25 protein-coding genes are annotated in these 25803 nt (G+C 55.4%); 16 read left to right on the plus strand and 9 right to left on the minus strand.

Translation table 11 applies throughout. The annotated features are described in order from the left end of the window. Positions 1 to 3: 3 nt before the first annotated feature. From G3I67_RS09040 to apaG, 6 genes are read right to left on the minus strand one after another with little or no spacing between them, the layout of a single operon-like run. The gene (locus G3I67_RS09040; RefSeq protein ID WP_163654477.1) at positions 4 to 1086 is read right to left on the minus strand and encodes an AI-2E family transporter; all 1083 of its coding nucleotides are present in this window, start codon (positions 1084 to 1086) and stop codon (positions 4 to 6) included. Beyond that, a complete protein-coding gene (locus tag G3I67_RS09045) occupies positions 1086 to 2033 on the minus strand; it encodes a D-2-hydroxyacid dehydrogenase family protein (RefSeq protein WP_163654479.1) in 948 nt (315 codons plus the stop codon). Before G3I67_RS09045 ends, G3I67_RS09040 begins: the two co-directional genes overlap by 1 nt. Before the next feature lie 30 nt (positions 2034 to 2063). Continuing rightward, positions 2064 to 2807, minus strand: coding sequence for a DsbC family protein (locus tag G3I67_RS09050; protein WP_163654480.1), 744 nt, complete (start codon positions 2805 to 2807; stop codon positions 2064 to 2066). An 8-nt stretch (positions 2808 to 2815) separates the two neighbouring features. Next, entirely contained in the window at positions 2816 to 3982 is a 1167-nt protein-coding gene (locus G3I67_RS09055) for a UbiH/UbiF family hydroxylase (RefSeq protein WP_163654781.1), read from the minus strand. A gap of 24 nt (positions 3983 to 4006) precedes the next feature. Then, positions 4007 to 5341 carry a murein transglycosylase A gene (gene mltA, locus G3I67_RS09060; protein WP_235931822.1) on the minus strand — a complete coding sequence of 445 codons (1335 nt, stop codon included), beginning with the start codon at positions 5339 to 5341 and terminating at the stop codon, positions 4007 to 4009. Positions 5342 to 5358: 17 nt separating this feature from the next. Beyond that, positions 5359 to 5733, minus strand: a complete 375-nt coding sequence (apaG, locus tag G3I67_RS09065) for a Co2+/Mg2+ efflux facilitator ApaG/CorD (RefSeq protein WP_163654482.1) — start codon at positions 5731 to 5733, stop codon at positions 5359 to 5361. Between the two features lie 108 nt (positions 5734 to 5841). Between apaG and rpe the strand changes: the two genes are divergently transcribed. The 13 genes from rpe to G3I67_RS09130 all read left to right on the plus strand — a co-directional run bounded on the left by rpe (position 5842) and on the right by G3I67_RS09130 (position 19461). Then, positions 5842 to 6543 carry a ribulose-phosphate 3-epimerase gene (rpe, locus tag G3I67_RS09070; protein ID WP_163654484.1) on the plus strand — a complete coding sequence of 234 codons (702 nt, stop codon included), beginning with the start codon at positions 5842 to 5844 and terminating at the stop codon, positions 6541 to 6543. Positions 6544 to 6570: 27 nt separating this feature from the next. Further along, positions 6571 to 7263: a phosphoglycolate phosphatase gene (locus tag G3I67_RS09075; protein ID WP_163654486.1), complete on the plus strand. Its 693-nt coding sequence runs from the start codon at positions 6571 to 6573 to the stop codon at positions 7261 to 7263. A gap of 219 nt (positions 7264 to 7482) precedes the next feature. Then, a complete protein-coding gene (gene trpE, locus G3I67_RS09080; RefSeq protein WP_163654488.1) occupies positions 7483 to 9012 on the plus strand; it encodes an anthranilate synthase component I in 1530 nt (509 codons plus the stop codon). 20 nt (positions 9013 to 9032) lie between these two features. Then, complete coding sequence (locus G3I67_RS09085; protein ID WP_163654490.1) at positions 9033 to 9620, plus strand: anthranilate synthase component II; 588 nt, start codon at positions 9033 to 9035, stop codon at positions 9618 to 9620. Then, a complete protein-coding gene (trpD, locus tag G3I67_RS09090) occupies positions 9617 to 10645 on the plus strand; it encodes an anthranilate phosphoribosyltransferase (protein WP_163654492.1) in 1029 nt (342 codons plus the stop codon). The genes G3I67_RS09085 and trpD overlap by 4 nt, the downstream gene beginning before the upstream one ends. After that, entirely contained in the window at positions 10642 to 11430 is a 789-nt protein-coding gene (trpC, locus tag G3I67_RS09095) for an indole-3-glycerol phosphate synthase TrpC (RefSeq protein WP_163654494.1), read from the plus strand. The genes trpD and trpC overlap by 4 nt, the downstream gene beginning before the upstream one ends. Before the next feature lie 56 nt (positions 11431 to 11486). Continuing rightward, positions 11487 to 12959, plus strand: a complete 1473-nt coding sequence (pap, locus tag G3I67_RS09100) for a polyphosphate:AMP phosphotransferase (protein ID WP_163654496.1) — start codon at positions 11487 to 11489, stop codon at positions 12957 to 12959. Then, positions 12952 to 13398 (plus strand): HIT family protein, encoded by a 447-nt coding sequence (locus G3I67_RS09105; RefSeq protein WP_163654498.1) that lies wholly within the window; start codon positions 12952 to 12954, stop codon positions 13396 to 13398. Before pap ends, G3I67_RS09105 begins: the two co-directional genes overlap by 8 nt. A gap of 72 nt (positions 13399 to 13470) precedes the next feature. Further along, positions 13471 to 14478 carry a Bug family tripartite tricarboxylate transporter substrate binding protein gene (locus G3I67_RS09110; protein WP_163654500.1) on the plus strand — a complete coding sequence of 336 codons (1008 nt, stop codon included), beginning with the start codon at positions 13471 to 13473 and terminating at the stop codon, positions 14476 to 14478. Between the two features lie 37 nt (positions 14479 to 14515). Then, a complete protein-coding gene (locus tag G3I67_RS09115) occupies positions 14516 to 15427 on the plus strand; it encodes an HpcH/HpaI aldolase/citrate lyase family protein (RefSeq protein ID WP_163654502.1) in 912 nt (303 codons plus the stop codon). Positions 15428 to 15443: 16 nt separating this feature from the next. Next, the gene (locus G3I67_RS09120; RefSeq protein WP_163654504.1) at positions 15444 to 16169 is read left to right on the plus strand and encodes a uracil-DNA glycosylase; all 726 of its coding nucleotides are present in this window, start codon (positions 15444 to 15446) and stop codon (positions 16167 to 16169) included. 328 nt (positions 16170 to 16497) lie between these two features. Continuing rightward, positions 16498 to 18252 (plus strand): DEAD/DEAH box helicase, encoded by a 1755-nt coding sequence (locus tag G3I67_RS09125; protein WP_163654506.1) that lies wholly within the window; start codon positions 16498 to 16500, stop codon positions 18250 to 18252. A gap of 15 nt (positions 18253 to 18267) precedes the next feature. Further along, positions 18268 to 19461, plus strand: a complete 1194-nt coding sequence (locus tag G3I67_RS09130) for a class I SAM-dependent methyltransferase (protein WP_163654508.1) — start codon at positions 18268 to 18270, stop codon at positions 19459 to 19461. Here G3I67_RS09130 and G3I67_RS09135 read toward each other — a convergent pair. Further along, positions 19432 to 20058, minus strand: coding sequence for a 5-formyltetrahydrofolate cyclo-ligase (locus G3I67_RS09135; protein ID WP_163654510.1), 627 nt, complete (start codon positions 20056 to 20058; stop codon positions 19432 to 19434). The two genes, G3I67_RS09130 and G3I67_RS09135, sit on opposite strands and share 30 nt — an antisense overlap. Before the next feature lie 37 nt (positions 20059 to 20095). Here G3I67_RS09135 and G3I67_RS09140 point away from each other — a divergent pair, with 37 nt between their 5' ends. The 3 genes from G3I67_RS09140 to G3I67_RS09150 all read left to right on the plus strand — a co-directional run bounded on the left by G3I67_RS09140 (position 20096) and on the right by G3I67_RS09150 (position 24511). Then, complete coding sequence (locus tag G3I67_RS09140; RefSeq protein WP_375539308.1) at positions 20096 to 22300, plus strand: lytic transglycosylase domain-containing protein; 2205 nt, start codon at positions 20096 to 20098, stop codon at positions 22298 to 22300. 10 nt (positions 22301 to 22310) lie between these two features. After that, positions 22311 to 23450, plus strand: coding sequence for a tRNA nucleotidyltransferase/poly(A) polymerase-related protein (locus G3I67_RS09145; protein WP_163654512.1), 1140 nt, complete (start codon positions 22311 to 22313; stop codon positions 23448 to 23450). A 71-nt stretch (positions 23451 to 23521) separates the two neighbouring features. Further along, entirely contained in the window at positions 23522 to 24511 is a 990-nt protein-coding gene (locus tag G3I67_RS09150) for a tripartite tricarboxylate transporter substrate-binding protein (RefSeq protein WP_163654514.1), read from the plus strand. 71 nt (positions 24512 to 24582) lie between these two features. On the opposite strand, the gene metF is transcribed toward G3I67_RS09150, so the two are convergent. Beyond that, positions 24583 to 25428, minus strand: coding sequence for a methylenetetrahydrofolate reductase [NAD(P)H] (gene metF, locus G3I67_RS09155; protein ID WP_163654516.1), 846 nt, complete (start codon positions 25426 to 25428; stop codon positions 24583 to 24585). Between the two features lie 14 nt (positions 25429 to 25442). Next, entirely contained in the window at positions 25443 to 25781 is a 339-nt protein-coding gene (locus G3I67_RS09160) for a phage holin family protein (RefSeq protein ID WP_375539309.1), read from the minus strand. Between the last annotated feature and the right edge of the window lie 22 nt (positions 25782 to 25803).

Genomic DNA, 25803 nt, shown 5'->3' on the forward strand with positions numbered 1-25803 from the left:
TCACTAATACGACGAACCCGAATGATGGTGCGACGTCGCTTTGACGTCCACTAGCCATTCGCGCCAGAGTGCGACAATCAATGCCATCAGTACAGGGCCGATAAAAAGGCCGATGAACCCCATTGTCTTGACCCCGCCGACCAAGCCGAAAAAGGTTGGCAGAAAGGGAAGTTTCACGGGGCCACCCACCAGCCTTGGACGCAAGGTCTTGTCCACGATAAAGAGCTCAATCGAGCCCCAGGCGAACAAACCCAACCCCGCGATGTGATGCCCGGATCCCACCAGATATAGCGAGACAAGCGTAAAGGACAAGGGTGCCCCACCCGGAATCATTGCCATGAAAGCGGTAATGACCCCTAACAGCACATGATTGGGAACGCCGGCAACCCAATACGCCACGCCCAGTACAACGCCCTCGCCGATCGCGATTAAACCCATTCCGGTCACTGTCGCACTGATGGTGGCCGGCACGACACGCGAAAATCTGTGCCACCGCAAGGGGAGAATCCGCTCGCCGAGAATATCCAGTTGACCGATCATTCGGTGCCCGTCCTTGTAGACAAACAACAAAGTAATCAACATGAATAGCACCGTCAGCATGATGTGAAACGCATTCCCGGTTGCTGACAAAACAACGCGATAGATGTTGCCCAAATGCTGGCCGCTGATCGCTTCTATCCAGGCCCCGAGCGCATGGGGTTGGCCGAGTAGCTCGACCCAATAACCGCCTATTTTTTCACCGACAACGGGCAAAGCGATCACCCATGCAGGCGCTTCGACGCCCGTGCGGTTTGCGGCCAATAACCATGCCCCCAGATTGCTCGCTTCTTGGAACGAGTACGACATCGCCACCGAAAGCGGCACCACCAGCACCAGGATAATAAAGACAAGTGCAAGGCTAGCGGCAAGCGTGTTGCGCCCGGAGCATACTTTCAGCCAGCGCGTGTAAAGCGGCCAGCTCGCGCAACCAATGATGAGAGCCGCAAGCACAGGAACGACAAAGTCGCTGAAAAAATAGACTCCTGCCGCCAGCAACAATATCAATAAAAATCTGGCGACAAGATGAACAGGCAAAATGGGATGCATCAGGTTAGCGTCCGAATTGGATTTCCGCGTCGATAGGCATCAATGGCCGCGACAACATTGGTGTAAAAAACCGCGAAATTTTCCGGAGTGGCGTAGCCCAGATGCGGGGTCAAAATTGTGCGCGGCACATTGCGCCAGCCATCATGCGCGGGCAACGGCTCGGTATCGAACACGTCAAGCCCGGCGCCACCGATCGTACCCTGCTCTAGTGCCTGCTTTAGCGCAACCTGATCCAACAACCCCGCGCGCGACGTATTGACGAGAAACGCAGTCGGCTTCATGGACCGGATGCTTGCGGCATCGACAATCCCCCTTGAGCGATCGCTTAACACCAGATGCACACTCACGGCATCCGACGAGGAAAACAATTCCTGCTTGGTCACCAGCTTGACTCCGGCTTGCTCGGCACGCTCTTGTGTCAAATTGGGACTCCACGCGACGACTTCCATGCCGAACGCATGCGCGACGCGCGCCACGCGCTGACCTAAGTGACCCGCTCCCAACAAGCCCAAACGTTTGCCTTCAATTGTTGGCGGCATGGCGGTTTGCCATAAACCTTGCTTCATATTCTGCGCCTCCAGCGGAATTCGCTTGAATAAGGCCAGCAATAAAGACCAGGTCAACTCGGCGGTTGCTCCGGTACTCTTGGGGTCGCCGGGGGCGCCGCAAACCAACACACCTTTGTCCCGGCAAGCTTGCAGATCGATCGAATTGTTGCGCATCCCCGTGGTGACAAGTAAGCGCAACTTGGGCAATGCCTGGATGACGCTCGCCGGAAAAGCCGAACGCTCGCGCATTGCGCAAATGACATCGAAATCGGCGAGGGTGTTCGCCAACTTGGCCGGCTCGATATACTCGGAAAAAAACACCACTTCAGACTCAAGCGACTTCCAATCGGCCATGCCGGCTGCCACTTTAAGATAATCATCCAACACCGCGATCCGCATTTTGGTCTCCATTTTTATTTATATGATTTATCAGTTCGATTTCGCCTGCTGCAAACGCTTTTCGATTTCTTCTTTTGGTATGGCGCCGCCTACTCGACTGCCGTCATAGAAGAATAAAGCGGGCGTTCCGCGCACCATTAATTTTTGACCGAGCTCCACCATCTTCTCAGTTGGCGCATCGCATTCGATCGTCGGGGGCACTTTGCCTTGCAGCATCCAGGCATCCCAGGTTGCGCCCTTATCGGCGGCGCACCAGATATTGCGAACCTTGATCGTCGAGTCCGGCGACAAGATCGGATAGGGGAACGTATAAAGGGTTACGTTATCGATTCCTTTCAAAGATTGCCTGAGCTGTTTGCAATAGCCACAGTTCGGATCCTCGAAAATCGCCAGCTTGCGCGAACCGTCCCCACGCACTTGCTTGAACGCCAGCTCGAACGGTAGTTGGTCGAAAGGCACCTTAGCCAACGCATCCTGACGTTCGCGCGTCACATCTCGCCGCGTTTTGGCATCGATCAGCGTCCCGTCCAGGACAAAAGTGACATTTTCATCGGTATAGACCAAATCCATTCCAAGCTGCACCTCATACAACCCATAAGGCGTCGGACGCACTGCGGTAATGGGCGGATTATTGAATCGCTCGGCAAACAGTTTTTGCACGGCTTGCGCTTTGGCATCCGAGGCTTCTGTCTGCGCAGATGCGCCAAACGAGGCGACACACAACACACACGATACGACTAAACCAACTGCGCCTTTCAATACTGATTTCAACATCAAAACTCCTAGCGGGATGCACCCTGAATGAGTTGCCTTTTGACGAACGGCAATTTTTCCACGAGATTCATTCCCATGTTTCTCAACCACGCCACCGGCGCGGATTCTGTAGCAAAAAGTTTGTGCAATCCGTCCGTGACTAAGCGCATCGCCAACACGGGCTCGGCTCGCGCGCGCCGGTAACGTCTTAACAACATCGGATCGCCGGGACTTCGAAAAGTTTCACGTCGGATCAGTGTCTCCACAAGCGACTGAACATCGCCCAAACCCAAATTCAAGCCTTGACCAGCCAGCGGATGCAGTCGATGCGCCGCATCCCCAACTAGCGCGACACCCTCTCCGATCATGGGCGTCAGATTCAGCGAAAGAGGAAATCCATGTACCGAACTACGCAAAGTCAACCGACCAAGCCGTCCAGCAGTCGCCTCATTCAGACGCGCTTCAAGATCACGATTTCTTTGCTCCACGGGCAATGCCAGCAAATCCTTTCCGATCGGATCGTTGAGCGACCAAACCATCGAGACTTGCGCTCCGGCTTGCGTATCGGGCATCGGCAACAAAGCCAGCACGCCGTCCCGACCAAACCACTGAACAGCCACGCCTTGATGAGGCAATTCGCAATTGAAGTGAGCCACCAATGCCGTCACGCCGTATGGTTTTTCATCGACGTCAATGCCTGCGGCCTTGCGCAGAGCTGATTGCGCACCATCGGCCGCTACGAAGAGCTCGGCCTGCATCACGCGGCCATGATCCGTAGTGATACAACCGGGAGCATAGGCAGCAAATTTTTCGGTCACCCAAGGCAAACCGAACACCTGGACTGCCTGAGAAAGCACACGCTCAATTTCATTGGACTCGACAATCCAAGCAAGCTCGGCGATAGCGCCCTGCCACGCATTCAGATTGACCAGTCCGTCCCCATCGCCATGAATCTCCATGGCCTCGACACGCGTCAGACGATCGGCAGGCAACATATCCCAAACACCAAGCGAGGCCAAAAACTGTTGCGTTGCAGGTGAAATCGCGTAAACACGCGGGTAGAACGCCTCGGGATCCGCAGGGGAAAACGTCGATTTGGGCCCCAATAAAGCAACGGACTGCCCGCCGCGCGCCAAAGCCAGGGCCGTAGCCAGGCCGACAATCCCGCCACCACAAACCACTATCGGTGCACTCACGCCCTGATCAGTCATCATGTCTCATTATCTCGCGGTGGGTGCGCCCGCCTGTTTTGGCCAAAGCGCCCACATCTGACCACTTTGTTTCATTCGACCCGCCATCGAACCGGCCGCCTCGCCAAAGCCCCAGTAAAAGTCAGCACGTGCAGCGCCTTTGATCGCCGTGCCGGTATCCTGGGCAAACACCAGACGATTCAAGGGCTGGGTAGACGCAGGTTGAGTGGTGGCAAGAAACACCGGTGTGCCCAGCGGCACAAACGACGTATCGATCGCAATAGACCGCTGCGCCATCAAAGGCACGCCATATGCACCTTTGGGGCCAATCTCGGGATCTGTGATCGGCTCTTCCTTGAAAAAGACTAGCGCCGGATTCGCGTTCAACATCTCTTGCACACGCGAAGGATTATTCTTCGCCCAGCCGCGAATGTTTTGCATCGAAGTCTGCGCCAGCGGCAACTCACCCTTATCCGCCAGCCACTTGCCGATGGATACATAGGGATGACCATTGTGATCTGCATAAGCGACACGAATCGTTTTGCCGGAGTCAGGGCCGTCGACTAATTGAACCCGGCCCGACCCCTGGACCTGCAAAAAGAAGTTATCGACCGGATCGTTCACATACACAACGGCAGGAGGGGTGCGACCTGACGCCTCCAGACTGGCACGACTGTCATAAGGAACAACTCGATTACCCTCAAGCTTGCCACGCACCCGTTTTCCGGCAAGCTCCGGATACACCTTGCCCAGATCGATGGTCAGCAAGTCTGAAGGCACCGTGTAAAGAGGCCATTGATGGGGGCCGCCCTTTTTGCGAGAACCCATGACCAGAGGTTCGTAGTAGCCTGTCACGATACTGCTTGCCTGCCTGCCATCGGCAGTTGTCAGGCGCCAAGGCGTCAGCCAAGTTTGAAGAAACTTGCGAACCGCTTCCGGACTTTGAGGATTAGGCGCACGCGCGGGGTCGACCGCAGCCGCACACACCGGCTGCCAGACACGGGGATTGGCACGGGCGGGTCCGGCAAGATTGGTTGCGATCGGTCTCATCAGGCCACGGCAGTTGCGGATAAATGTTGCCCAGACATTGCGCAAATCATCCCCACTCCAGCCCGGCAGCTCATTCCAGTCAGCCTGGACAAACTTACCGGCCAAGGGTCTGGCAGTTGTTTCAGGCAAAGCGGACAATGCCGGAACGGTCAATGGACCCTCTGGCGCGGTCACGCCTGCGCTACTGACTGCTCCCGTGTCCGTCACTTGACGCGATGGGCCGGAGCAGGCCGCGATGAGCGCAAGGGCACTCAACGCGATCACGCGTCTGACACGCATACGACCGATTACCGCCTGAAAAGAAATGCTATGCATAAACTCGACCTACTTGTTCAATGAAGCGTGCGTGGCATGGCCAGCACGAATTCGGAGATTTCAACATCAAAAGGCACGCCGTTTTCTCCGACACACAGAAATGTGCCCTTCATCGTACCGACCGGAGTGCCAAGCGGGCACCCACTGGTGTATTCGAAAGTTTCGCCGGGCGCCAGCAACGGCTGCTGACCCACCACCCCAAGGCCTCGCACTTCGTGCACTTTTTGATTGCCATCGGTAATGATCCAGTGTCGACTGATCACCTGCGCGGGCTTTTCGCCCGAATTCGTAATGCGCACTGTATAGGCGAACACAAATTGCTGCTTGCCCGGATCGGACTGATCCGGCACAAATTGCGGCGTGACCGCAACATTCATCTCATATGGTTTCAAAGCGTATCCATTCCAGGAAAAACAGGTAAACCGGGGGCCAACTGCGCAAGCGCGGCAAATCACTGCGATAATGCAATACTTCACGACTGACTTGGCCGTTTGCACATCATGCCAGAAACTCGCGCTTTGCCAACCGCTCGAATCGCTCCCAGCATTTTATCCGCCGACTTCGCCTGTTTAGGGCAGGAAGTTCGGGATGTCGCTGCAGCGGGGGCCGATTGGATCCACTTTGACGTCATGGACAACCATTATGTTCCCAATTTGACGATCGGTCCGATGGTTTGTGAAGCGATCAGGCCTCATGTTGACCTACCGATTGATGTGCATTTAATGGTCGAGCCAGTCGATTCGCTGGTTCCCATGTTCGCCAAGGCTGGCGCCAATATCATTACATTCCACCCCGAAGCGTCGCGCCACGTCGATCGCACGCTCGCTTTGATCAGGGACCAGGGTTGCCAGGCCGGACTGGTATTCAATCCGGCCACCCCGCTCGAATGGCTTAACCATGTGATGGACAAGGTCGATGTGATTCTGCTGATGTCGGTCAACCCCGGTTATGGGGGGCAAAGCTTCATCCCGGCCACCCTGGCCAAACTGCGCCAGGCGCGCACCCTGATTGACCGACATGTCCAGAGCGGTGGCCAGCCCATCGCCCTTGAAGTGGATGGCGGAGTCAAAATCGACAATATTCGCGAGATATATGCAGCCGGAGCCGACACATTTGTCGCCGGGTCGGCTATTTTTGGTCAACCCGATTACACAGACGTGATTCGCCGCATGCGCGAACAAATTGCCCTTGTTCAGGCTTGAACAGGCGACACGACTTCAGTTTTGACTATGGCTTCTCAAACAACGAAACGATCCTTCGATGCAGTCTTATTGGATCTGGACGGCACATTGATGGATACGATTCCGGATCTGGCCCATGCCACCAATGCAATGCGCATCGACCTGGCTTTACCCCCCCTTCCAGAGGCGCAAGTTGCCACTTACGTGGGAAAGGGGGTCGACAACCTGATTCACCGGGCGCTGTCGGCCGATCTGAATGGAACCGCGCCTTCGCAAGAATTGTTCGATCTTGGCCGGAAATCCTTTCACCGGCACTATCACCTTGTCAACGGCACCAAAAGCGTCGTTTTCGAGGGCGTCATTTCCGGCTTGCAAGCCATGCGCGACATGGGTTTACGCCTTGCGATCGTCACCAATAAGCCAACCGAATTTACGCTCCCTTTGCTCGAGCGCACGGGCATGGCGCAATACATGCAGGCCATTGTGTGCGGTGACACGCTTGAGCAAAGAAAACCGCATCCTGCCCCCATGCTACATGCCTGCGCGCTGCTCGATTGCCTCCCGGCCCGCAGTGTCGCGATCGGGGATTCGATTAATGACGCTCTATCGGCCCGTGCGGCCGGCTGCACCGTATTGGCGGTCCCTTATGGTTATAACGAAGGGCAAAGTGTGCAAACGCTCGATGTCGATGATATAGTAGACACCATTGAAGCGGCGGCCCATTGGGTCGCCACGCACTAAACCGGATTCGAAATGATGTCTCTGACCCGTATTCAACCCCTGACTGGCGCCTGGTGGCGCTGGTGGCGTTTGTCTTCCGGGTGAGGGTTCGTCGTGTTTCGGCTGCAAGGTAATACCAAAGCAGCCATGCTGTAAAAGTAAAAACCCAGCCCGCCCACACCATGGCCGGGCTTTTTTATTGATCAACCCGGTCTGCATATAGCGAGAACCGAGAAAAATATGACTGAAATCGAATTTAAAGCCCTCGCGGCACAAGGCTACAACCGAATCCCCTTGGTCGCGGAAACATATGCCGACCTGGATACGCCGTTGGCCATTTACATGAAACTTGCCCACCAGGGACCTCAAGGCGGCAAAAACACCTGCCTGCTGGAGTCTGTCGTCGGCGGTGAGCGATTCGGTCGATATTCCTTTATCGGCTTGCCGGCGCGTAACGTGATCCGGGTGCGCGGCACCACAACCGAAGTGCTGCGCGATGATAAGGTGGTCGAAACCCATCAAGGCGATCCGCTCACGTTCATCGAAAACTATCAAAAAAGATTCAAAGTCGCGATACGCCCCGGCATACCGCGCTTTGCGGGCGGCCTGGCCGGCTACTTCGGTTATGACACCGTGCGCCATATCGAACCCACGCTTGGACCGGCAACCAAACCCTATCCGGCGGGCATGGGTGAAGGACCGCCTGATATTCTGTTGCTTCAAACCGACGAAGTGGTGATCGTCGACAATCTGGCCGGACGTATCTACCTGATGGTGTATGCCGATCCGGCTGAGCCCGAAGCCTTCTCACGCGCGCAACAGCGCATCAAGGATTTGCGCATCAAATTGCGCAAGCCCGTCGATATCCCCTACAGCCACGCAAGCGTGGTCACCAAAGAAGAGCGCAACTTCGCCAAAGCGGATTACCTGGCCGCGGTCAGACGCGCCAAGGAATACATCGCCGCAGGCGACCTGATGCAGGTTCAAATCGGGCAGGTCATTAAAAAGCCCTTCAGCGACTCACCCCTATCGCTATACCGCTCGCTTCGCTCGCTGAACCCTTCGCCCTATATGTACTTCTGGAACTTCGGAGACTTTCACGTAGTTGGAGCATCCCCCGAAATTCTGGTGCGCCAGGAGGTGCTTCCCCTTGCCGAAGGACAAGCCAGCCCCGAAACCCGCATCACGATTCGTCCGCTGGCAGGCACGCGCAAGCGCGGCGGCACTCCCGAAGAAGACGCGGCGCTGGCCCAAGAGTTGCTGGCCGATCCCAAAGAGCGCGCCGAACACGTCATGCTGATCGATCTGGCACGCAACGACGTAGGCCGTGTAGCCAAAATCGGAACGGTCGAAGTCACCGACACCATGGTCATCGAACGCTATTCGCACGTCATGCATTTGGTATCCAACGTGGCCGCGACGTTAAATGACGGCATGAGCAACATGGATGTTTTACGAGCGTCGTTCCCGGCTGGCACCTTGACCGGAGCCCCTAAAGTGCGTGCGATGGAAATGATCGATGAGCTTGAGCCTGTTCGCCGCGGTATCTATGGCGGCGCAGCCGGCTACTTGAGTTATGGCGGCGAAATGGATGTCGCGATCGCGATTCGCACGGGCATCATCAAAGACGGCATGTTGTATGTGCAGGCCGCCGCCGGCATCGTAGCCGACTCTGATCCGGAAAAAGAATGGCTGGAAACCGAAGCCAAGGCCCGAGCTGTGTTGCGGGCGGCCGAACAAGTGCAAAACGGCCTGGACGAGCCGTTCTGAAAACAAACAGGATAGATGCCATGCTTTTAATGATCGACAACTACGACTCTTTTACCTATAACCTGGTTCAGTACTTCGGCGAACTTGGCGAGGATGTGCGCGTATTTCGCAACGACCAGATCACGCTTGAACAAATCGACGCACTCAAGCCCGATCACATCTGCATTTCACCCGGCCCGCGCTCACCCGCCGAAGCCGGCTTGTCCATCGATGTGATCAAACGCTACGCAGGCAAAATCCCGATTTTGGGCGTATGTCTCGGGCATCAGGCGATCGGCGCCGCTTTTGGCGGCGACATCATCCGCGCCAAAGAAATCATGCACGGCAAAACATCGGAAATCACCCACAAAGGCACCGACATTTTCAAAGGACTGCCTTCGCCCTATACCGTGATCCGTTACCACTCCTTAGCGATTGATCGCAACACGCTGCCGGATTGCCTTGAAATCACAGCCGAAACCGCCGACGGCGAGATCATGGGCGTACGTCACAAAACACTGCCTATTTATGGAGTACAGTTCCATCCCGAATCCGTACTGAGCGAGCACGGCCACGCACTGCTACGCAATTTTCTCGAGTTGGACGCAAGCAAAAAGGATGCGGCATGATCACCCCGGTCGAAGCATTGAATCGATGCATTGAGCATCGCGAAATTTTCCACGATGAGATGCTGCACCTGATGCGCATGCTCATGCGCAACGAGCTGTCGCCGACAATCGCCTCCGCCTTGCTCATGGGACTACGCGTCAAAAAAGAAACCGTCGGAGAGATCACCGCAGCAGCGCAAGTCATGCGTGAATTCGCCACCCCTGTCAATGTCGCTAATCCGCAAGATATGGTGGACATGTGTGGCACGGGGGGCGATGGCAGCAACACCTTTAATATCTCGACCACCGCCATGTTCGTAGCCGCTGCGGCGGGTGTACCGATCGCCAAACACGGCGGTCGCAGTTCATCCTCATCCTCCGGCAGCGCGGATGTGCTTGAAGCACTCGGTGCCAATCTGAATCTCACGCCCGATCAAGTGGCCCAATGCATACAGGAAGTCGGCATTGGATTCATGTTTGCCCCCGCGCACCATGGCGCCATGAAAAACATCGCTCCGATCCGCAAAGAACTCGGCGTGCGCACCATATTCAACATTCTGGGGCCGCTGACTAACCCGGCCGGTGCGGGCAACCAGTTGATGGGGGTGTTCCACCCGGATCTGGTCGGCATTCTCGTGCGGGTATTACAGCAGCTTGGTTCGCGTCACGTCATGATCGTTCACGGAAAAGATGGCATGGACGAGGCCTCGCTCGGCGCAGGCACATTGGTCGGTGAACTGAAAGACGGCGTGATCAGCGAGTATGAAATACATCCAGAAGACTTCGGTCTCACCATGATGTCCAATCGCACCATCAAAGTCGACGGCAAAGAGGAGTCGCGCGAACGCGTCCTCGAAGCGCTGAACAATCAACCCGGCACGGCTCGCGATATCGTCGCATTGAATGCGGGCCTCGCCATTTATGTCGGCAACAAGGCCGGAACGATCAAACAAGGTATCGACATGGCATTCGAAGCACTTGCCAGCGGTGCCGCGCGCCAGAAGCTCGATGCCTTTTGCGCGCTTACACGGAAGTTTGCAGCATGAGCGATATTCTCAAGAAAATTCTCGCAGTCAAAGCGGAAGAAGTAGCCGCCGCACGTAAATTGCGCAGCCAAGCCGATCTGCTGCGTGAAGCATTGGCTCGCAAGGATTTGCGAGGCTTTGCGCAAGCCATCGAAAACAAGATCTCACAGGGGCGTGCCGGCGTCATTGCCGAAATCAAAAAGGCATCGCCATCCAAAGGCATTCTGCGCGAAAACTTTCACCCCGCAGACATCGCAGTGACGTATGCCAAACACGGCGCAGCTTGCCTGTCGGTGTTGACCGATGTGCAGTTTTTCCATGGATCGCACGACTATCTGCGTCAGGCGCGGGCAGCTTGCGACCTGCCCGTGATTCGCAAAGATTTTATCGTCGATCCCTACCAGATCATTTCGGCACGCGCGATGGGAGCGGATTGCATTTTGTTGATCGTCTCGGCGCTCACGCGCGATCAACTGCTCGATTTCGAAGCGCTGGCGATCGAGCTGGGCATGGACGTACTCGTGGAAGTGCACGATGCCGACGAGCTCGCAATCGCACTCGACATGAAAACTACTCTTCTTGGCATCAACAACCGCAATTTGCGCACTTTTGAAACGTCACTTAAAAACACGCTTGATTTGCTGCCTCGCATCCCGGCAAACAAACGGGTTGTCACCGAGAGCGGCATCCTTCACCCCGAAGACGTCAAGCTCATGCGCGATCATGGTGTGCACGCCTTTCTGGTGGGCGAAGCCTTCATGCGCGCGGCGGACCCCGGCGTGGAGCTCGAAAGATTGTTCGCATAGCGATCCCGCCTTTTTAGATCTATGCTTGACTGATACTCAATCAAATCCGAGGCATCATGTTTCAGGAAGCGGAAGCGGATCCAAGTCTGTCTCAAGTCGAATTCAAGCGCCTTGAAGAGCAACTCAGGGTCAAACTCGTCAACGAGCAATATCGACATCTGAAACAGCGTGATCGGGCTTTGTTGATCATGGTGGCCGGTATCGATGGCGCAGGCAAGGGCGAAACCATCAACTTGCTCAACGAATGGATGGATCCCCGTCACATCCACACTATTGCGTTTCCCGAGCCGACAGAACATGACAACATGTATCCGGCCGCGAGGCGCTTCTGGATGAGGCTGCCGCAAAAAGGTGAAATCGCCATCGCATTCGGATCCGGCTACACCAGGCTTTTTCATCAAGCCGCAAAAAAGGATCTCGATCACGATCAGCTCGAGAAAAATATCCTCTTCATGCGCAGATTCGAATCGAATCTAGTGGCAAATGGCGTTCAAGTCATCAAGCTCTGGTTCCATCTTTCGCGCGATGCGCAACACGAACGATTCAAAACGCTGCTGGCTAACCCGTCAACGGCCTGGCAGGTCGATAAGCTGGATTTAAAAGCGCATAAAAAATTCAAGTCGATCCGCCGTGCTGGACAACTGATCATCGAATCGACCGATGCGCCGCACTCTCCCTGGATTATCATTCCCAGCGCCGACCCCAAAATACGCGCAGTACGCACTGCGCAAACCATCCTGCGCGCACTCAAAACGCCATCCGTCAAAGTCCCGCCATTTCACGATCCGGGCGCGCTTGCTCCGCTTAACAACCCTCGCAATCCGCTTGATCATTTGCCCGAAAGCGCAACCATTTCCAAGCCGGAATACGATACCGAAATCCTGCAATGGCAAAATCGGCTGGCACAAGCAGTTCGGAGCAAACGATTCAAAAACAAAGCGCTTGCTGTTGTCTTTGAGGGCATGGATGCAGCCGGCAAAGGCGGAGCGATCCGCCGCATCACCAGAGCAATCGATGCACGGCAATTCAACATCATGCCTGTATCCGCGCCCAATCCGACCGAGCATGCGCTGCCCTATCTGTGGCGATTCTGGAAGAATGTGCCCGGCCATGGGCGCATCTCCATTTTCGATCGATCATGGTATGGTCGTGTTCTGGTCGAAAGGGTTGAGAAGCTCATCCCTCGCCGCGACTGGACTCGCGCGTATGCTGAAATCAACGACTTCGAAACGCAATTGACGGATCATGGCATTCTCGTTTTGAAATTCTGGCTAGCCATTACGCCCGAAGAACAACTCAAGCGGTTCAAAGAGCGCGAACACTCGGAATACAAGCAATTTAAAATCACAAGCGAAGACTGGCGCAATCGACGCAAATGGAAATCCTACGAGCAAGCGGCACGAGACATGTTCACCCACACCGATACACCGACCGCACCCTGGCATGTCCTGGATGCCAATGACAAACGGCATGCCCGCGTTCAAGTGCTCAAGAAAATAGTGCAGGCATTAGAGAACGATCATGACTGACTGCGTGCTCTGCAATAGCGATGGTGGAACACTGCTCTGGCATAACGATACCTTGCGCGTGATCGACGCCTGCGATGCGGCATATCCGGCATTCACCCGCGTCATCTGGAAAGCGCATGTCGCCGAGATGACCGACCTGACCGTGCAACAGCAGCAAGAGTTGATGGCCATCGTTTTGCTTGTCGAAAAAACGCAGCGCGATGTCCTTCGACCCGATAAAATCAATCTCGCCGCATTCGGCAACATGGTGCCGCACCTGCACTGGCATATCATTCCGAGATGGCGGGACGACCTCCATTTCCCGCAGCCGGTCTGGGCCGAACCGCCCGCAGCAAATATCGCAAACAAGCAGGCCCAAGCGCAGCGGCTAGCGAGCACAACCGAACGGATGCACACATATCATCGAACGCTGATAGAAGCTTTAAACCAAAAAATCTAATCGCAAAAATTAATCACACAAATTAATCCGCATAATTAATCGCATAATTTCACGAATCAAACGGGAGTCCACATGAAACGTCGCATCTTCGCAAAGCAATGCTTGCAGACAGCCATCACTTTAGGCCTGTCTCTGTCAGGCGCGGTAGCATTGTCACCGATAGCCGTCGCACAAACTGCCGCCAAATTTCCAAATCAAGCCATTACCATGGTTGTCCCGCAAGCACCTGGCGGCACCAATGACATCGTTGCCAGACTCATCGCTGCGGAGCTTGCCGAAGAACTCAAGCAGCCTGTCATCGTGGCCAACAAGACTGGCGCCGGCGGCAATATCGGCACCGAACAAACCAAACGCGCGACCCCGGATGGATACACGCTGCTTATGACCGTCAACAGCGCGCAAGCGATTAACCCTTCGCTCTACAAATCGGTCGGTTTCGATCCAGTCAAAGACTTCGCACCGATCACGACAATCGGTTCGGTTCCGAATGTGCTTTTGGTCAATCCCAACTTTCCGGCCAAAACGCTGGATGAGTTCATCGCGTTGATCAAGGCCAACCCGGGCAAGTATCAATATGCCTCAGCAGGCAATGGCACGCTTAACCATCTTTTGGGCGCCATGCTTGATCAGCGCGCAGGCCTGAAGATGGAGCACATCCCTTACAAAGGTGTTGGCCCGGCGATGGTCGATGTACTCGGCGGCCAAGTGCCAATCGTCTTTGCCAGCCTGCCCTCATCGCTAGCCAACATTCGTGATGGCAAATTGCGTGCCCTTGGGGTCAGCACCGAAAAACGCAATCCTGCCCTGCCCGACGTGCCTGCCATTGGTGAAAAAATCCCCGGCTTCGGTGGCGATTTGTGGATTGCCTTGTTTGGCGTAGCCGGCACGTCGCCCGAGGTGATCAATACGCTGTATCAGGCTACTGCTCGCGTGATGCAAAAGCCTTCGGTGCAAAAGAAGCTTTCGGATCAAGGCGTCGAACTGGCTTTCGACACACCTGACCAACTGAAAGCTCGTCTCGAAAAAGACATCGTCAAATGGCGCGAAATCGTGAATGCTTCCGGCGCGCGTGTCGATTAACATTTTTAACAACAATTAAATTGGACCTATTTACGTAATGACTACTGCAACTCCCTTTAGCTGGCGTTCAATGCTGTTTGTGCCTGCAAGCAGCGATCGTTTTCTCGAAAGCGCTTTGCGCCGTCCAACCGACGCCATTCAACTCGATCTGGAAGACAGCGTTGCGCCCGACCTGAAAGATGGCGCGCGTGCCCGCATCGGCGAACTTGCCGATCGCGCCTCAGCCGCAGGCTATGACGTCATCGTCCGCATCAATCGCCCCTGGCGCATGATGGTGCGCGATATCGAAGCATGCGTTCGCCAGTCGGTTAAAGCCCTGACCCTGCCTAAAGTGCCTGACGGCTCTTTTATTCGCGCCGTATCTGAAATTCTGGACGAGTGCGAACTCGAAGCAGGTTTGCCGATTGGCCACACCCGCCTGATCGCCATGGTCGAAGATGCCGAAGGTCTGCACAACATGGACAATATCGCTCAGTCGCACCCACGGCTCTGCGCCATGATTGTCGGAGCCGAAGATCTGGCTGTATCGCTACGCATGGCGGTCGACAATGACGGACTGTATGTACCCAACGTGATGGCTGTCGCCGCCTGCCGTCGTGCCGGCATTGCGCCGATTGGTTTTGTCGGTTCCGTTGCGGATTTCGCAGACAAGGAAAAATTCCGTGCCACCGTGCAACGTGCCGCCAAGCTGGGATTCGAAGGCGCTTTTTGCATCCATCCATCACAAGTTGAGGCCGCTAACGAAGCCTTTAGTCCCCCTGCCGCAAGCGTCGAACGCGCCCGCGCCTTGCTTGAGGTATACGAGGCAGAATGCAAAGCCGGACGAGCAGCGTGCACGTTTGAAGGTCGCATGGTCGACGCCCCAGTCGCCATGCAGGCCAGACTGATTCTCCAGCGTCATTCGGCGCTCGAGGCAATGTTGGCGCGCAGACAATCGGTCAAATCTTAAACGACTCTTTGCCGATATGCCCGCCAATCAGTTGCTTGATCCTGACCTGCAGGCACAATGCATGACTCTTTGCGCCACATGGCGCAAAGTGCTTGCCGTCCCCACAGTCACTCAGGCTATTTCCGATCTCTGCCGGATGTTGAAATCCCGCTGCGAGGCCGGCGCCACGATCTATCCGCAAGATCCATTTCGCGCGTTACGCACCTTGAATCCTTCGGATATCAAGGTGGTGATCCTCGGGCAAGACCCTTACCACGGCCCCGGGCAAGCACAAGGGCTGGCGTTTTCGGTTCCGGATGACATGGCTCGTCCCCCGAGTCTTAGAAACATATTCCTCGAAATCGACCGCGAGTTTTCCGACACGATCCTAGCGGCGCCGGCACGCAATGACCTCACGCGCTGGGCTACACAAGGTGTTTTACTGTTAAACACAGTCCTGACAGTAGAAGACGGCAAACCGGCATCCCATGCCAAGATGGGCTGGGAGGTCGTGACCGATGCGCTCATCGAGGCGGTCGCAACCGACTCTGCGCCGAAAGTCTTCATGCTGTGGGGAAATCATGCGCAAGCTAAACGCAGTTTGATCGAAAACCGGGGACAACATCTGATTCTGATGGCCAACCATCCCTCGCCACTCTCAGCCAGGCGCCCCCCCGTCCCCTTCCTAGGTTGTGATCATTTCATGCAGGCAAATGAATGGCTTTTGCAACAAAATCGCCAACCCATTGACTGGAAAGAATAAATATTTTTACCAAAGGGTTTACCCCAATAAAAAAAGCAGGTATAGTTCGGGCACTGCAATTTTGTATTTGGCACCCGCGCAACCCTAGTTTGAAATTTTCAGCGCACCGCAGCTCTGATGGGCTTGACCCAATCAGGTGCCTTTCATCATCGATTCCTGACCTCCTTTCCTTTCGTGGGCAGCTTTTAATGATCCAGTCATCCTGGATCCACTAGCCCAGACGTTCGGTTGATTCGGTCGGCACGATGCTCGATTCAACCGACTACCGCCGGTCAACCAAAATCCCGGGCTGCGTCATGTAAGGCCATTTATGGCCCAAAGGAAAGTCATGTCCTTCAAATCGTTGGGGCTCGCCCCCGCTTTGTTATCTTCTATCGAAAAAACCGGTTTTACAACCCCGACACCTGTTCAGAAAGAAGCCATTCCCGCCGCATTAGCCGGTGCCGACCTGATGGTGTCCTCGCAAACCGGTAGCGGCAAAACGGCGGCTTTCATGCTGCCGGCCCTGAACCGCATCGCCGGCAAGCCAGCCAATAAGGGCCGTGGCGTGCAAGTGCTGGTTCTGTGCCCGACGCGCGAACTGGCGCTTCAGGTCAGTGAAGCCACCGCAATGTACGGCAGCAACCTCGAAGACCTGCGCATCGCAACCGTTGTAGGCGGCATGCCCTACGGTGCCCAGCTCAAGGCCCTGTCACGTCGCGTTGACGTGTTGGTGGCCACACCCGGTCGTCTGCTCGATCATCTCCAGGCGCGTCGTGTCGATCTGTCGACCGTTCACACCCTGGTCCTGGACGAAGCCGATCGCATGCTCGACATGGGATTTATCGACGACATCAACACGATCGTGGATCGTTGCCCGGAGTCGCGCCAGACATTGCTGTTCTCTGCGACGCTTGACGGCACTGTCGGCAAACTCGCCGCACGCATGATGCGCGACCCCAAGACCATCGAAATGGTGGCTCAAAGCGATCGCCATGCCAACATCACACAGACATTGCTGTATGCGGACAACGCCGGTCACAAACTGCAGCTGCTTGATCACCTGTTGCGCGATGCAAGTCTGGATCAGGCGATTGTCTTTACCGCCACCAAGCGCGGTGCCGATGATCTGGCCGAACATCTGCACGACCAGGGCTTCAAAGCCATGGCGCTGCACGGCGACATGAACCAGCGCCAGCGTTCGCGCACCTTGTCCAATGTTCAGGATGGACGCATCCGCATTTTGGTCGCAACCGACGTGGCCGCCCGCGGTATCGACGTCCCCACCATCAGCCATGCGATCAACTACGATCTGCCGATGCAGCCTGAAGATTATGTTCATCGCATCGGTCGTACAGGTCGTGCCGGTCGCGATGGCCTGGCGTTCACGCTGGCAGTCCACAGCGAAAGACACAAAGTGCGTCGTATCGAACATTTTGTCGGTTACACGATTGCCTCGGATGTGATCCCCGGACTCGAACCTCAAATTACTCCACGCGCACGCCCCGAGGGCGGCTCGTCGCGCAGCGGCAGTGGTCGCGGCGGTCGCTGGGGCAACAGCCGCAGCAGCGACCGTTTTGGTGAACGTCCTGCACCCCGTGGTGAAAAATCCTATGGTTCGCGTGGCGACAAACCGTCTTATGGCGACAGAAGCGATCGCAGTGATCGCGGATATGCGCCTCGTGCAGATAAGCCGTCCTACGCTGACCGCAGTGATCGCGGAGATCGCGGGTTTGCCGGTCGCGGCGACAAGCCGTCTTACGGTGGCCGCAGCGACAAAGCAGATCGTGGCTTCGCTCCACGCGGTGATCGTGGTGATCGTCCAGCGCGTAGCGACAATCCTTTCGCCGGCGATCGAGGCGAATCACGTCCTCCCTACGAGCAACGTGCAACACGCGCGCCGTCGGATCGACCCGCTTATGCCGGCAAGCCGGCCGGTAAATCCTCCGCGCCTCGCGGCGGCGCATCGACACGCTCGGGAGCACCCGCTCGCTCCGGCGCTCCAGCACGTTCGGGCGCGCCAGCCCGACCCGGCACTGCACCTCGTGCAGCCAAAAGCGGTGCACCTCGCCGTGGTGGCTTTAGCTTTGGCGGCGGTCGTTAATCTCTAGCCAAACCGATGGCAAGCGAAACGTCCATCAAAATCAGCGCTGACGCACTGGCTCACAGCCAGCGCGTCAGCGCTTTTTTGCTGCAGGAAATCGAGCGCGCCGGTGGTTGGGTTCCATTCAGTCAATGGATGGGCTCGGTACTTTACGCACCCGGACTGGGGTATTACTCGGCAGGCAGCATCAAGCTTGCAGGTTCGTCTGGTGATGATTCGCAACAAAATCCCAGGCAATTAAGCGGTGATTTCGTTACCGCCCCGCAACTGACGCCGCTATTTGGCTTCACATTGGCCAACCAAGTTGCCCAGATTCTGCATCAAAGCGAATCACTGAATATTCTCGAATTCGGTGCCGGCAGCGGTGCGCTAGCTGATGACATCCTCACTGCGCTCAGCGAGCAAGGTATCAACGCACGCTACAGCATTCTTGAAGTTTCGGGCGATCTAAAGCTACGTCAACAACAACGTCTCGCAAAATGGAACAATCGCGTAAATTGGCTTGACACCATCCCGACCGAATTTACGGGTTGCGTGGTCGCCAATGAAGTGCTGGACGCAATGCCTGCGGAGCTATTTGCCTGGTCTGCGGATGGTCAATTAATGCAGCGTGGCGTAATCTGGAACGGCCAACATTTTCAGTTTGAAGATCGTCCCGCCCCTGCGACACTTGCGGATCAAATTAAACACCGCATGCCCACCCTGCCCGACTATCGCTCGGAATTCAATCCACAAGCCGAAAGCTGGGTGCAAGGCATAGGAACATGGCTTACGCGCGGTGCCGCTTTGTTGGTCGACTACGGATTTCCACAGCACGAGTACTACCATCCGCAGCGCCATCGCGGCACATTAATGTGCCATATTCAGCATCTAGCGCATGATGACGCATTCATGGCACCCGGGCTGCAGGACATCACTGCGCACGTCGACTTCACCGCTATGGCCGATGCCGCTCTTGCCGGTGGCCTGGATGTGCTGGGATATACCTCGCAGGCGCGCTTTCTGCTCAACGCCGGCTTGCTCGATCACTTTGGACAACAAGCCCGAGATGCCGCCTCGCCGCGCGACCGGGCAAACTTTCAAACAGCCATTCAAAAACTCACTTCCGAGGCCGAGATGGGTGAACTGTTTAAAGTGCTTGCCGTAGGGCGGAATATCGATGGCGGCTTGATCGGATTTTCAAGTGGTGATCGCCGTCACAGGCTTTAACCATCCCTGCGCATTTAATATGCCATCCAGAGTGATGTCGTGCGGCTCCGGCTGGTAACCACCATGATCAAGGTTGATGCGACCTTCAAGCCAACCCACGCCAATGGTCAATAACCGCCCCGATTCGCGAAGCTGCGCAAGAGTGCGATCATAGTAGCCGCCGCCATAGCCCATGCGATCCCCATGACTGGTGTAACCAAGCGTGGGCACAAGAACGACGTTAGGACGCAGCACGATTTTGCTGGAAGGCTCTTTGACACCAAATACCCCGGAAACCATCTCCATCCCCGGCAGCCATTGATGGAATTCAAGCGGCGCATCCCGCTTCACCACAACAGGTAGCACCGTTGCGAAACCTTTTTCATGCACCTTTGTCATAAAAGGGATCAGATCCGGTTCGCCCTTTAACGGCCAGAAGGCGGCAAAGACTAAATCGGTTCGCGCATGATTTATACGTAACTGTGACACCGCTTGATCCAACCAATCTTCGAGATGAAGACAGATTTGCAAGCTTTGTTGTTGCTGCTGCGCGCCAGAAATCTCTTTGCGCGAAGCCAAAAGACGTTGACGGAGCTGGTCTGCGTTATTCTTTAGCATATGTAACGATGCGGACGAATAGAGGTGAGGCGTTTTTATGCGCTCAAGAGCAAAGTATCAGAATTCCAAGCTTAGTCGAAATCTTCTTGCAATACTCGGTGCGGCTGCGATGTCGGCATGGGTGCCTGCGGCTTGCTCTCAAGCGCAAGGTGATGGCCCGGCGCGTTTCATCATGCAACCTGATGGCACCCTTGTGCAACAAAATGCAACAAGTACAACAAATGCAACGAACTTAGCCAACCCTTCGGTTACACCCAGACTTGCCGATGGCATGCCGGATGTTGCGACACCCATTGTGTCATCCAGGACGGGTTCTTCGACTATACAACCCAACACCTCGGTTCGTCCGGGCCCCTCTATCGCCGCCCCCGACTCCACGCCTGCAGCCCAAGCTGTCGTACTTGCCCGACAGGCCATGAACAACAAGCAGTGGACTCAGCTTTCAAACCAGATCGGACCCGCTAGCGGCGATATCCTAGGCATCTATCCCGAGTACTGGTATCTGCGTACACAGATCGCAGCGGCAAACATGCCCGATACGCATCAGGCATTGATGCGCTTTCTGAAAAAAAACGAAGGCTCTTTTCTGGCTGATAAGTTGCGAGGCGAATGGCTTTTGCATGCCGCACGTTCCGGAGACTTCATCACTGTTCTCGAACTCAGTCCGGTTCTGAATGGCAACAGCCAAATCAGCTGCGCACAACTCGAAGCCAGGCATATGACAGCGCAACGGGCGACTGTAGCCGAAGCCACCAAGGTCTTTGCCCCCGTTGGCGCTTGCTGGAAACTATTCGATCAACTCGTTGCAGACAAAGTCCTCACGGGCAATGAGTTGCTCCCTTATCTGCAGGACTTTATCGAAAACAATAAAGTTACCGAAGCGCGTCGCTTTGCCGCCTATCTGTTCGACTCAAACGATCTGGCCACCTATGATGCCATGATGCGTGACCCGCAAAAATGGCTTGCAGCGCAGTCGGGGGATCGCTCAACGGCAGTCAATGACATCGTTGCCATTGCCCTGGCTCGTGTTGCACGCACCGATCTGAATAAAGCCGAAGAGCTCGTTCGCACCACTTGGGCCAACAAATTACCCAGATTGAATCTGCAGTGGGTCTACGGACAATTCGCTTCGCTGGCTGTGTTTAGTTTCGACCCACGCGCCTACGGCTGGTATCGCGAAACTTTTGGCATCAGACTATCGGATACAAACCACGCCTGGCGCGTTCGCGCATCGTTGCGCCAAGCCAAAGTGGACTGGGGTTGGGTACAGCGATCCATCGATCAGATGGGACTGCCGCAGCGCAATGATCCTACATGGGTGTACTGGAAAGCCCGGGCGCTTGCCGCACAAGGTAAAGAAAAAGATGCCCGGCAACTTTACGAATCGATTGCCCATCATTTTAATTTCTACGGACAACTCGCGTCCGAAGAACTGGGGCGCACAATTGTCGCACCCGAAAAACCTTCCCCCGTCACAGCAGAAGAAATCGAACAAGCACGCCAACACCTAGGCTTGCGGCGTGCGGTCACCTTGTTCAAACGAGGCTGGCGCGGTGATGCCGTGCCCGAATGGAACTTCGCACTGCGCGGCATGACAGATCGTCAATTGATGGCCGCCGCCGAGCTTGCCCGTCACGAACATATCTACGATCGTGTCGTGAACACCTCGGACAGAACATCCAAAGAATTCGATTTTTCGCAAAGATATATCGCCCCGTTCGAAGGACGTGTCACCGCGCAAGCACGAGAGATCGATGTCGATCCGGCATGGGTATACGGACTCATCAGACAAGAGTCGCGATTCATCATGGACGCACGATCCGTGGTGGGGGCATCGGGATTGATGCAACTCATGCCTGCGACAGCTAAATGGGTTGCCAAAAAAATCGGCATGACGGACTTCACGCCCCAAAAAGTCAATGATTTCGACACCAACACCAAGCTAGGTACAAACTATCTGAGCATGGTGTTGGCGGACCTTGGCGGCTCTCAGGTTCTGGCCAGTGCCGGCTACAATGCCGGCCCCGGTCGTCCGATGCTTTGGCGATCGAAACTTGACTCAACAGTTGAAGGCGCCATTTTTGCCGAAACCATCCCGTTTAACGAAACACGTGATTACGTCAAGAACGTACTTTCCAATGCAACCTATTACGCTGCGTTATTTACCGGGCAACCTCAATCATTAAAAGAGCGGCTCGGTCAGATCGCGCCTCAACCATACGGTCGCGCAAACGCGCAGTAATGGCACTTTGATGTCTCAAACGACCACGCAACCGGATCCTTACCTCAAGGGCCTCCAAGCCTACATCGTGGGTGGAGCCGTGCGCGATGGCCTACTTGGACTGCCCCACGGGGATCGTGACTGGGTTGTCGTCGCCTCCACGCCGGAAGATATGGTGCATAGGGGATTCATACCGGTAGGTGGTGACTTTCCGGTTTTTTTACACCCGATCACAAAAGAAGAATTCGCACTGGCCCGCACCGAGCGCAAATCCGGCCGTGGCTATAAGGGCTTCACTTTTTATACAGGTGCCGATGTCACGCTTGAAGATGATCTGAAACGACGTGATTTAACAGTCAATGCCATTGCCCAGAGCATTTCGGGCGAACTGATCGACCCATTGCACGGGGCGCAAGACGTGCGGGACAAAATCCTGCGCCATGTCGGCCCCGCATTTGAAGAGGATCCGGTGCGGATTTTGCGACTCGCCCGGTTTGCCGCTCGCTTTACGGACTTTCGCATCGCCCCGGAAACGCTCGAACTATGTCGCAAAATGGTTCGTCTGGGCGAAGTCGATCACCTCGTCCCCGAGCGCGTCTGGCAAGAGATCGCTCGCGGACTCATGAGTGAACAGCCCTCTCGCATGCTCAACATTTTGGCCGATACGGGTGCTGCAGCTCGGGTACTGGTCGACTGGGTAGATAGCAAGCGCGTCCGCACAGCCGTCGATTCCGCTTCCGAACTAGGCCTTGCCCTATCCTCGCGATACGCCTTGTTATGTGTCGAAACCATTGACTTGGCATCCCTTTCGAAACAGTTGCGGGCCCCAGCCGATTGCGGCGACATGGCACGGCTGTTGCAATTGGTATTGTCGAAACTGGATGCAATAGAAACCGCTCAAGACGAGGTTCATCCCGAAAAAAACGAAAACGTCGAACGCGTCCTGTCTCTTATGGAATCTTGCGACGCTTTGCGTAAACCCGATCGTTTCATCGGTTTGATTCATACTGTTAATGTGTTACGACCGTTACAAGTCCGTGACTGGCAAAGGTGGCTAAGTGCGATCCTATCCCTGGATGCCGGTGCCGCAGCCAAACTCGCCCCAACACCTCAGACAATCAGGGAAACCGTCCGTGAAGCTAGACGCCAAGCCTTGCTGGCGGACTTTTAGCAGTAAAATGACCGTTGGAAGTCATTTCTTTTTTTAAGCAGTAGTAACAAGTTCGTACTTGGAGAGTCCCTATGCAAATCGCAAAAACCGTTCGCGGCCTCGTTGCCGCCCTGGGTCTTGCCACAACCGTTCTAGCCACGTCAGCATCGGCTCAAACGTACCCGAGCAAGCCGATTTCCCTGATTGTTCCGTTTGCCGCAGGCGGTCCAACCGATGTACTGGCCCGTACACTGGCCGCATCCATGACCAAGAACCTGGGTCAGACCGTCGTGGTTGAAAACCGTGTTGGCGCTGGCGGTACTGTTGCCGCTGGAGCTGTTTCTAAAGCCGCCCCCGATGGTTATACGTTCCTGATCCATCACAATGGCATGGCGACCGCACCGACGCTCTATCGCAAGCTGCCTTACAACGTCGAGAAAGATTTCTCGTACGTCAGCCTGATCGCAGACGTCCCCATGACTCTGCTGGGCAGCAAAAACTTCCCTCCTAACAACATGGGCGAATTCATCGCTTATGCCAAAAAGGAAGGCGACAAGATCAACTTGGCGAACGCCGGTTTAGGCGCTGTTTCGCAATTGTGTGGCACCTTGTTGCAGCAATCACTGGGCACCAAGTTCACCGCGATTCCCTATTCGGGTACAGGTCCGGCCATGACAGCCTTGCTGGGCGGTCAGCTTGACGTACTGTGCGATCAGACAACCCAAACCTTGCCACAGATCAAGGCTGACAAGGTCAAGCTCTATGGTGTGACCACCAAGGATCGCCTGTCATACTTGCCTGATGCGCCCACGCTCAACGAAAGCGGCCTCAAAGGATTCGAGATCGTTGTCTGGCATGGTATCTATGGCCCCAAAGGCGTCCCACCCGAGGCAATCGCTCGCTTTAACGAAGCACTGAAAGCCGCTCTGAAAGATCCCGCCGTCATCCAGAAGATTAACGATCTGGGCGCCGTGATTGTTCCTGAATCCCAGCAGAATCCGGCCGCTCTTCAGGCTTGGTTGAGCTCAGAGATCAACAAGTGGGCTCCTCTGCTCAAAGCTGCGGGTCAGTACGCTGATTAAGCACAATTCATTAGCCTAAAAAAAAAGGAACTCATTTTGAGTTCCTTTTTTTTGCTCTTTATTTTCTGTTGTTAGTTCGACAATCCCTTCCAAATCGCCAACGTCGCCTCTGCATTATTCAACGTATAAAAATGCAACCCAGGCACATCATTATCCAGCAGTGTCTGGCACAAATCCGTCACCACTTCCGTACCGAACGCGCGAATCGATTCGCGATCGTCGCCCATTTCGGCTAAACGCAAACGCACCCAACGCGGGACTTCAGCACCACACATCTCTGAAAACCGCATCAATTGCGTGTAATTGGTGATCGGCATGATCCCCGGAATGATCGGGATATCGATACCCTGCGACTGCACCCGATCGACGAAATCGAAATACGCATCCGCATTGAAGAAGTATTGCGTGATTGCGCTGTTGGCGCCGGCGCGCACCTTTTGCACAAAATGCTGCAAATCCTTTTCCGGACCGGAGGCCTGGGGGTGCATTTCAGGATAAGCCGCGACTTCAATATGAAACCAGTCGCCCGTCTCGGCCCGAATCAATTCGACCAGGTCGCTTGCATGTCGCAAAGCGCCAGCCGACTCGATGCCCATGCCCGATGGCATATCGCCACGCAACGCAACAATGCGACGCACGCCCTCGTCGCGATAAGTCTGTAACAAGGCGCGCAAATCTTCGCGCGATGATCCAATGCACGACAGATGCGGTGCAGCGTCCCAGCCCATGCCGCGCATGGTACGCACGGTATCAAGCGTACCCTCACGCGTGGTGCCGCCCGCACCAAACGTCACGCTAACGTAATGCGGATTAATCACCGACATTTGTCGCGCACCATCGACCAGTCGAGCCTGGGCGGCCGCATCACGCGGAGGAAAAAACTCCAGGCTGAAAGCCGGGCGAGTAGAAGATGTCATTTAAACAACCTTGGTCATGCCCCGATCAAATTCATCAGAAGACCGGAAATCAATGTATACAGAATCGCGCCACCTACCGCCCACCAGAAACCGTCGACACGGAACCCGGAAAGCATTGAGCCAACCATCCAGAACAGCAGGCCGTTGATGACAAACAGAAACAAGCCCATTGTCACGATCGTGATCGGCAAGGTTAGCAACTGAAATACCGGCTTGACGATCGTGTTCACCAACCCTAGGATCAGAGCCGCCCACATCGCCGAGCCGAAGCCATTGATATGGATGCCGGACGACAACAGGTAACTCACCCCCAGTAAAGCAACCGCATTTAGTAACCAGACGAGAAGCAACATGCCCATGATGGACTCCGATCAA

It is taken from the genome of Sheuella amnicola, from assembly GCF_010499255.1.
GTDB classification, from domain to species: domain Bacteria; phylum Pseudomonadota; class Gammaproteobacteria; order Burkholderiales; family Burkholderiaceae_B; genus Zwartia; species Zwartia amnicola.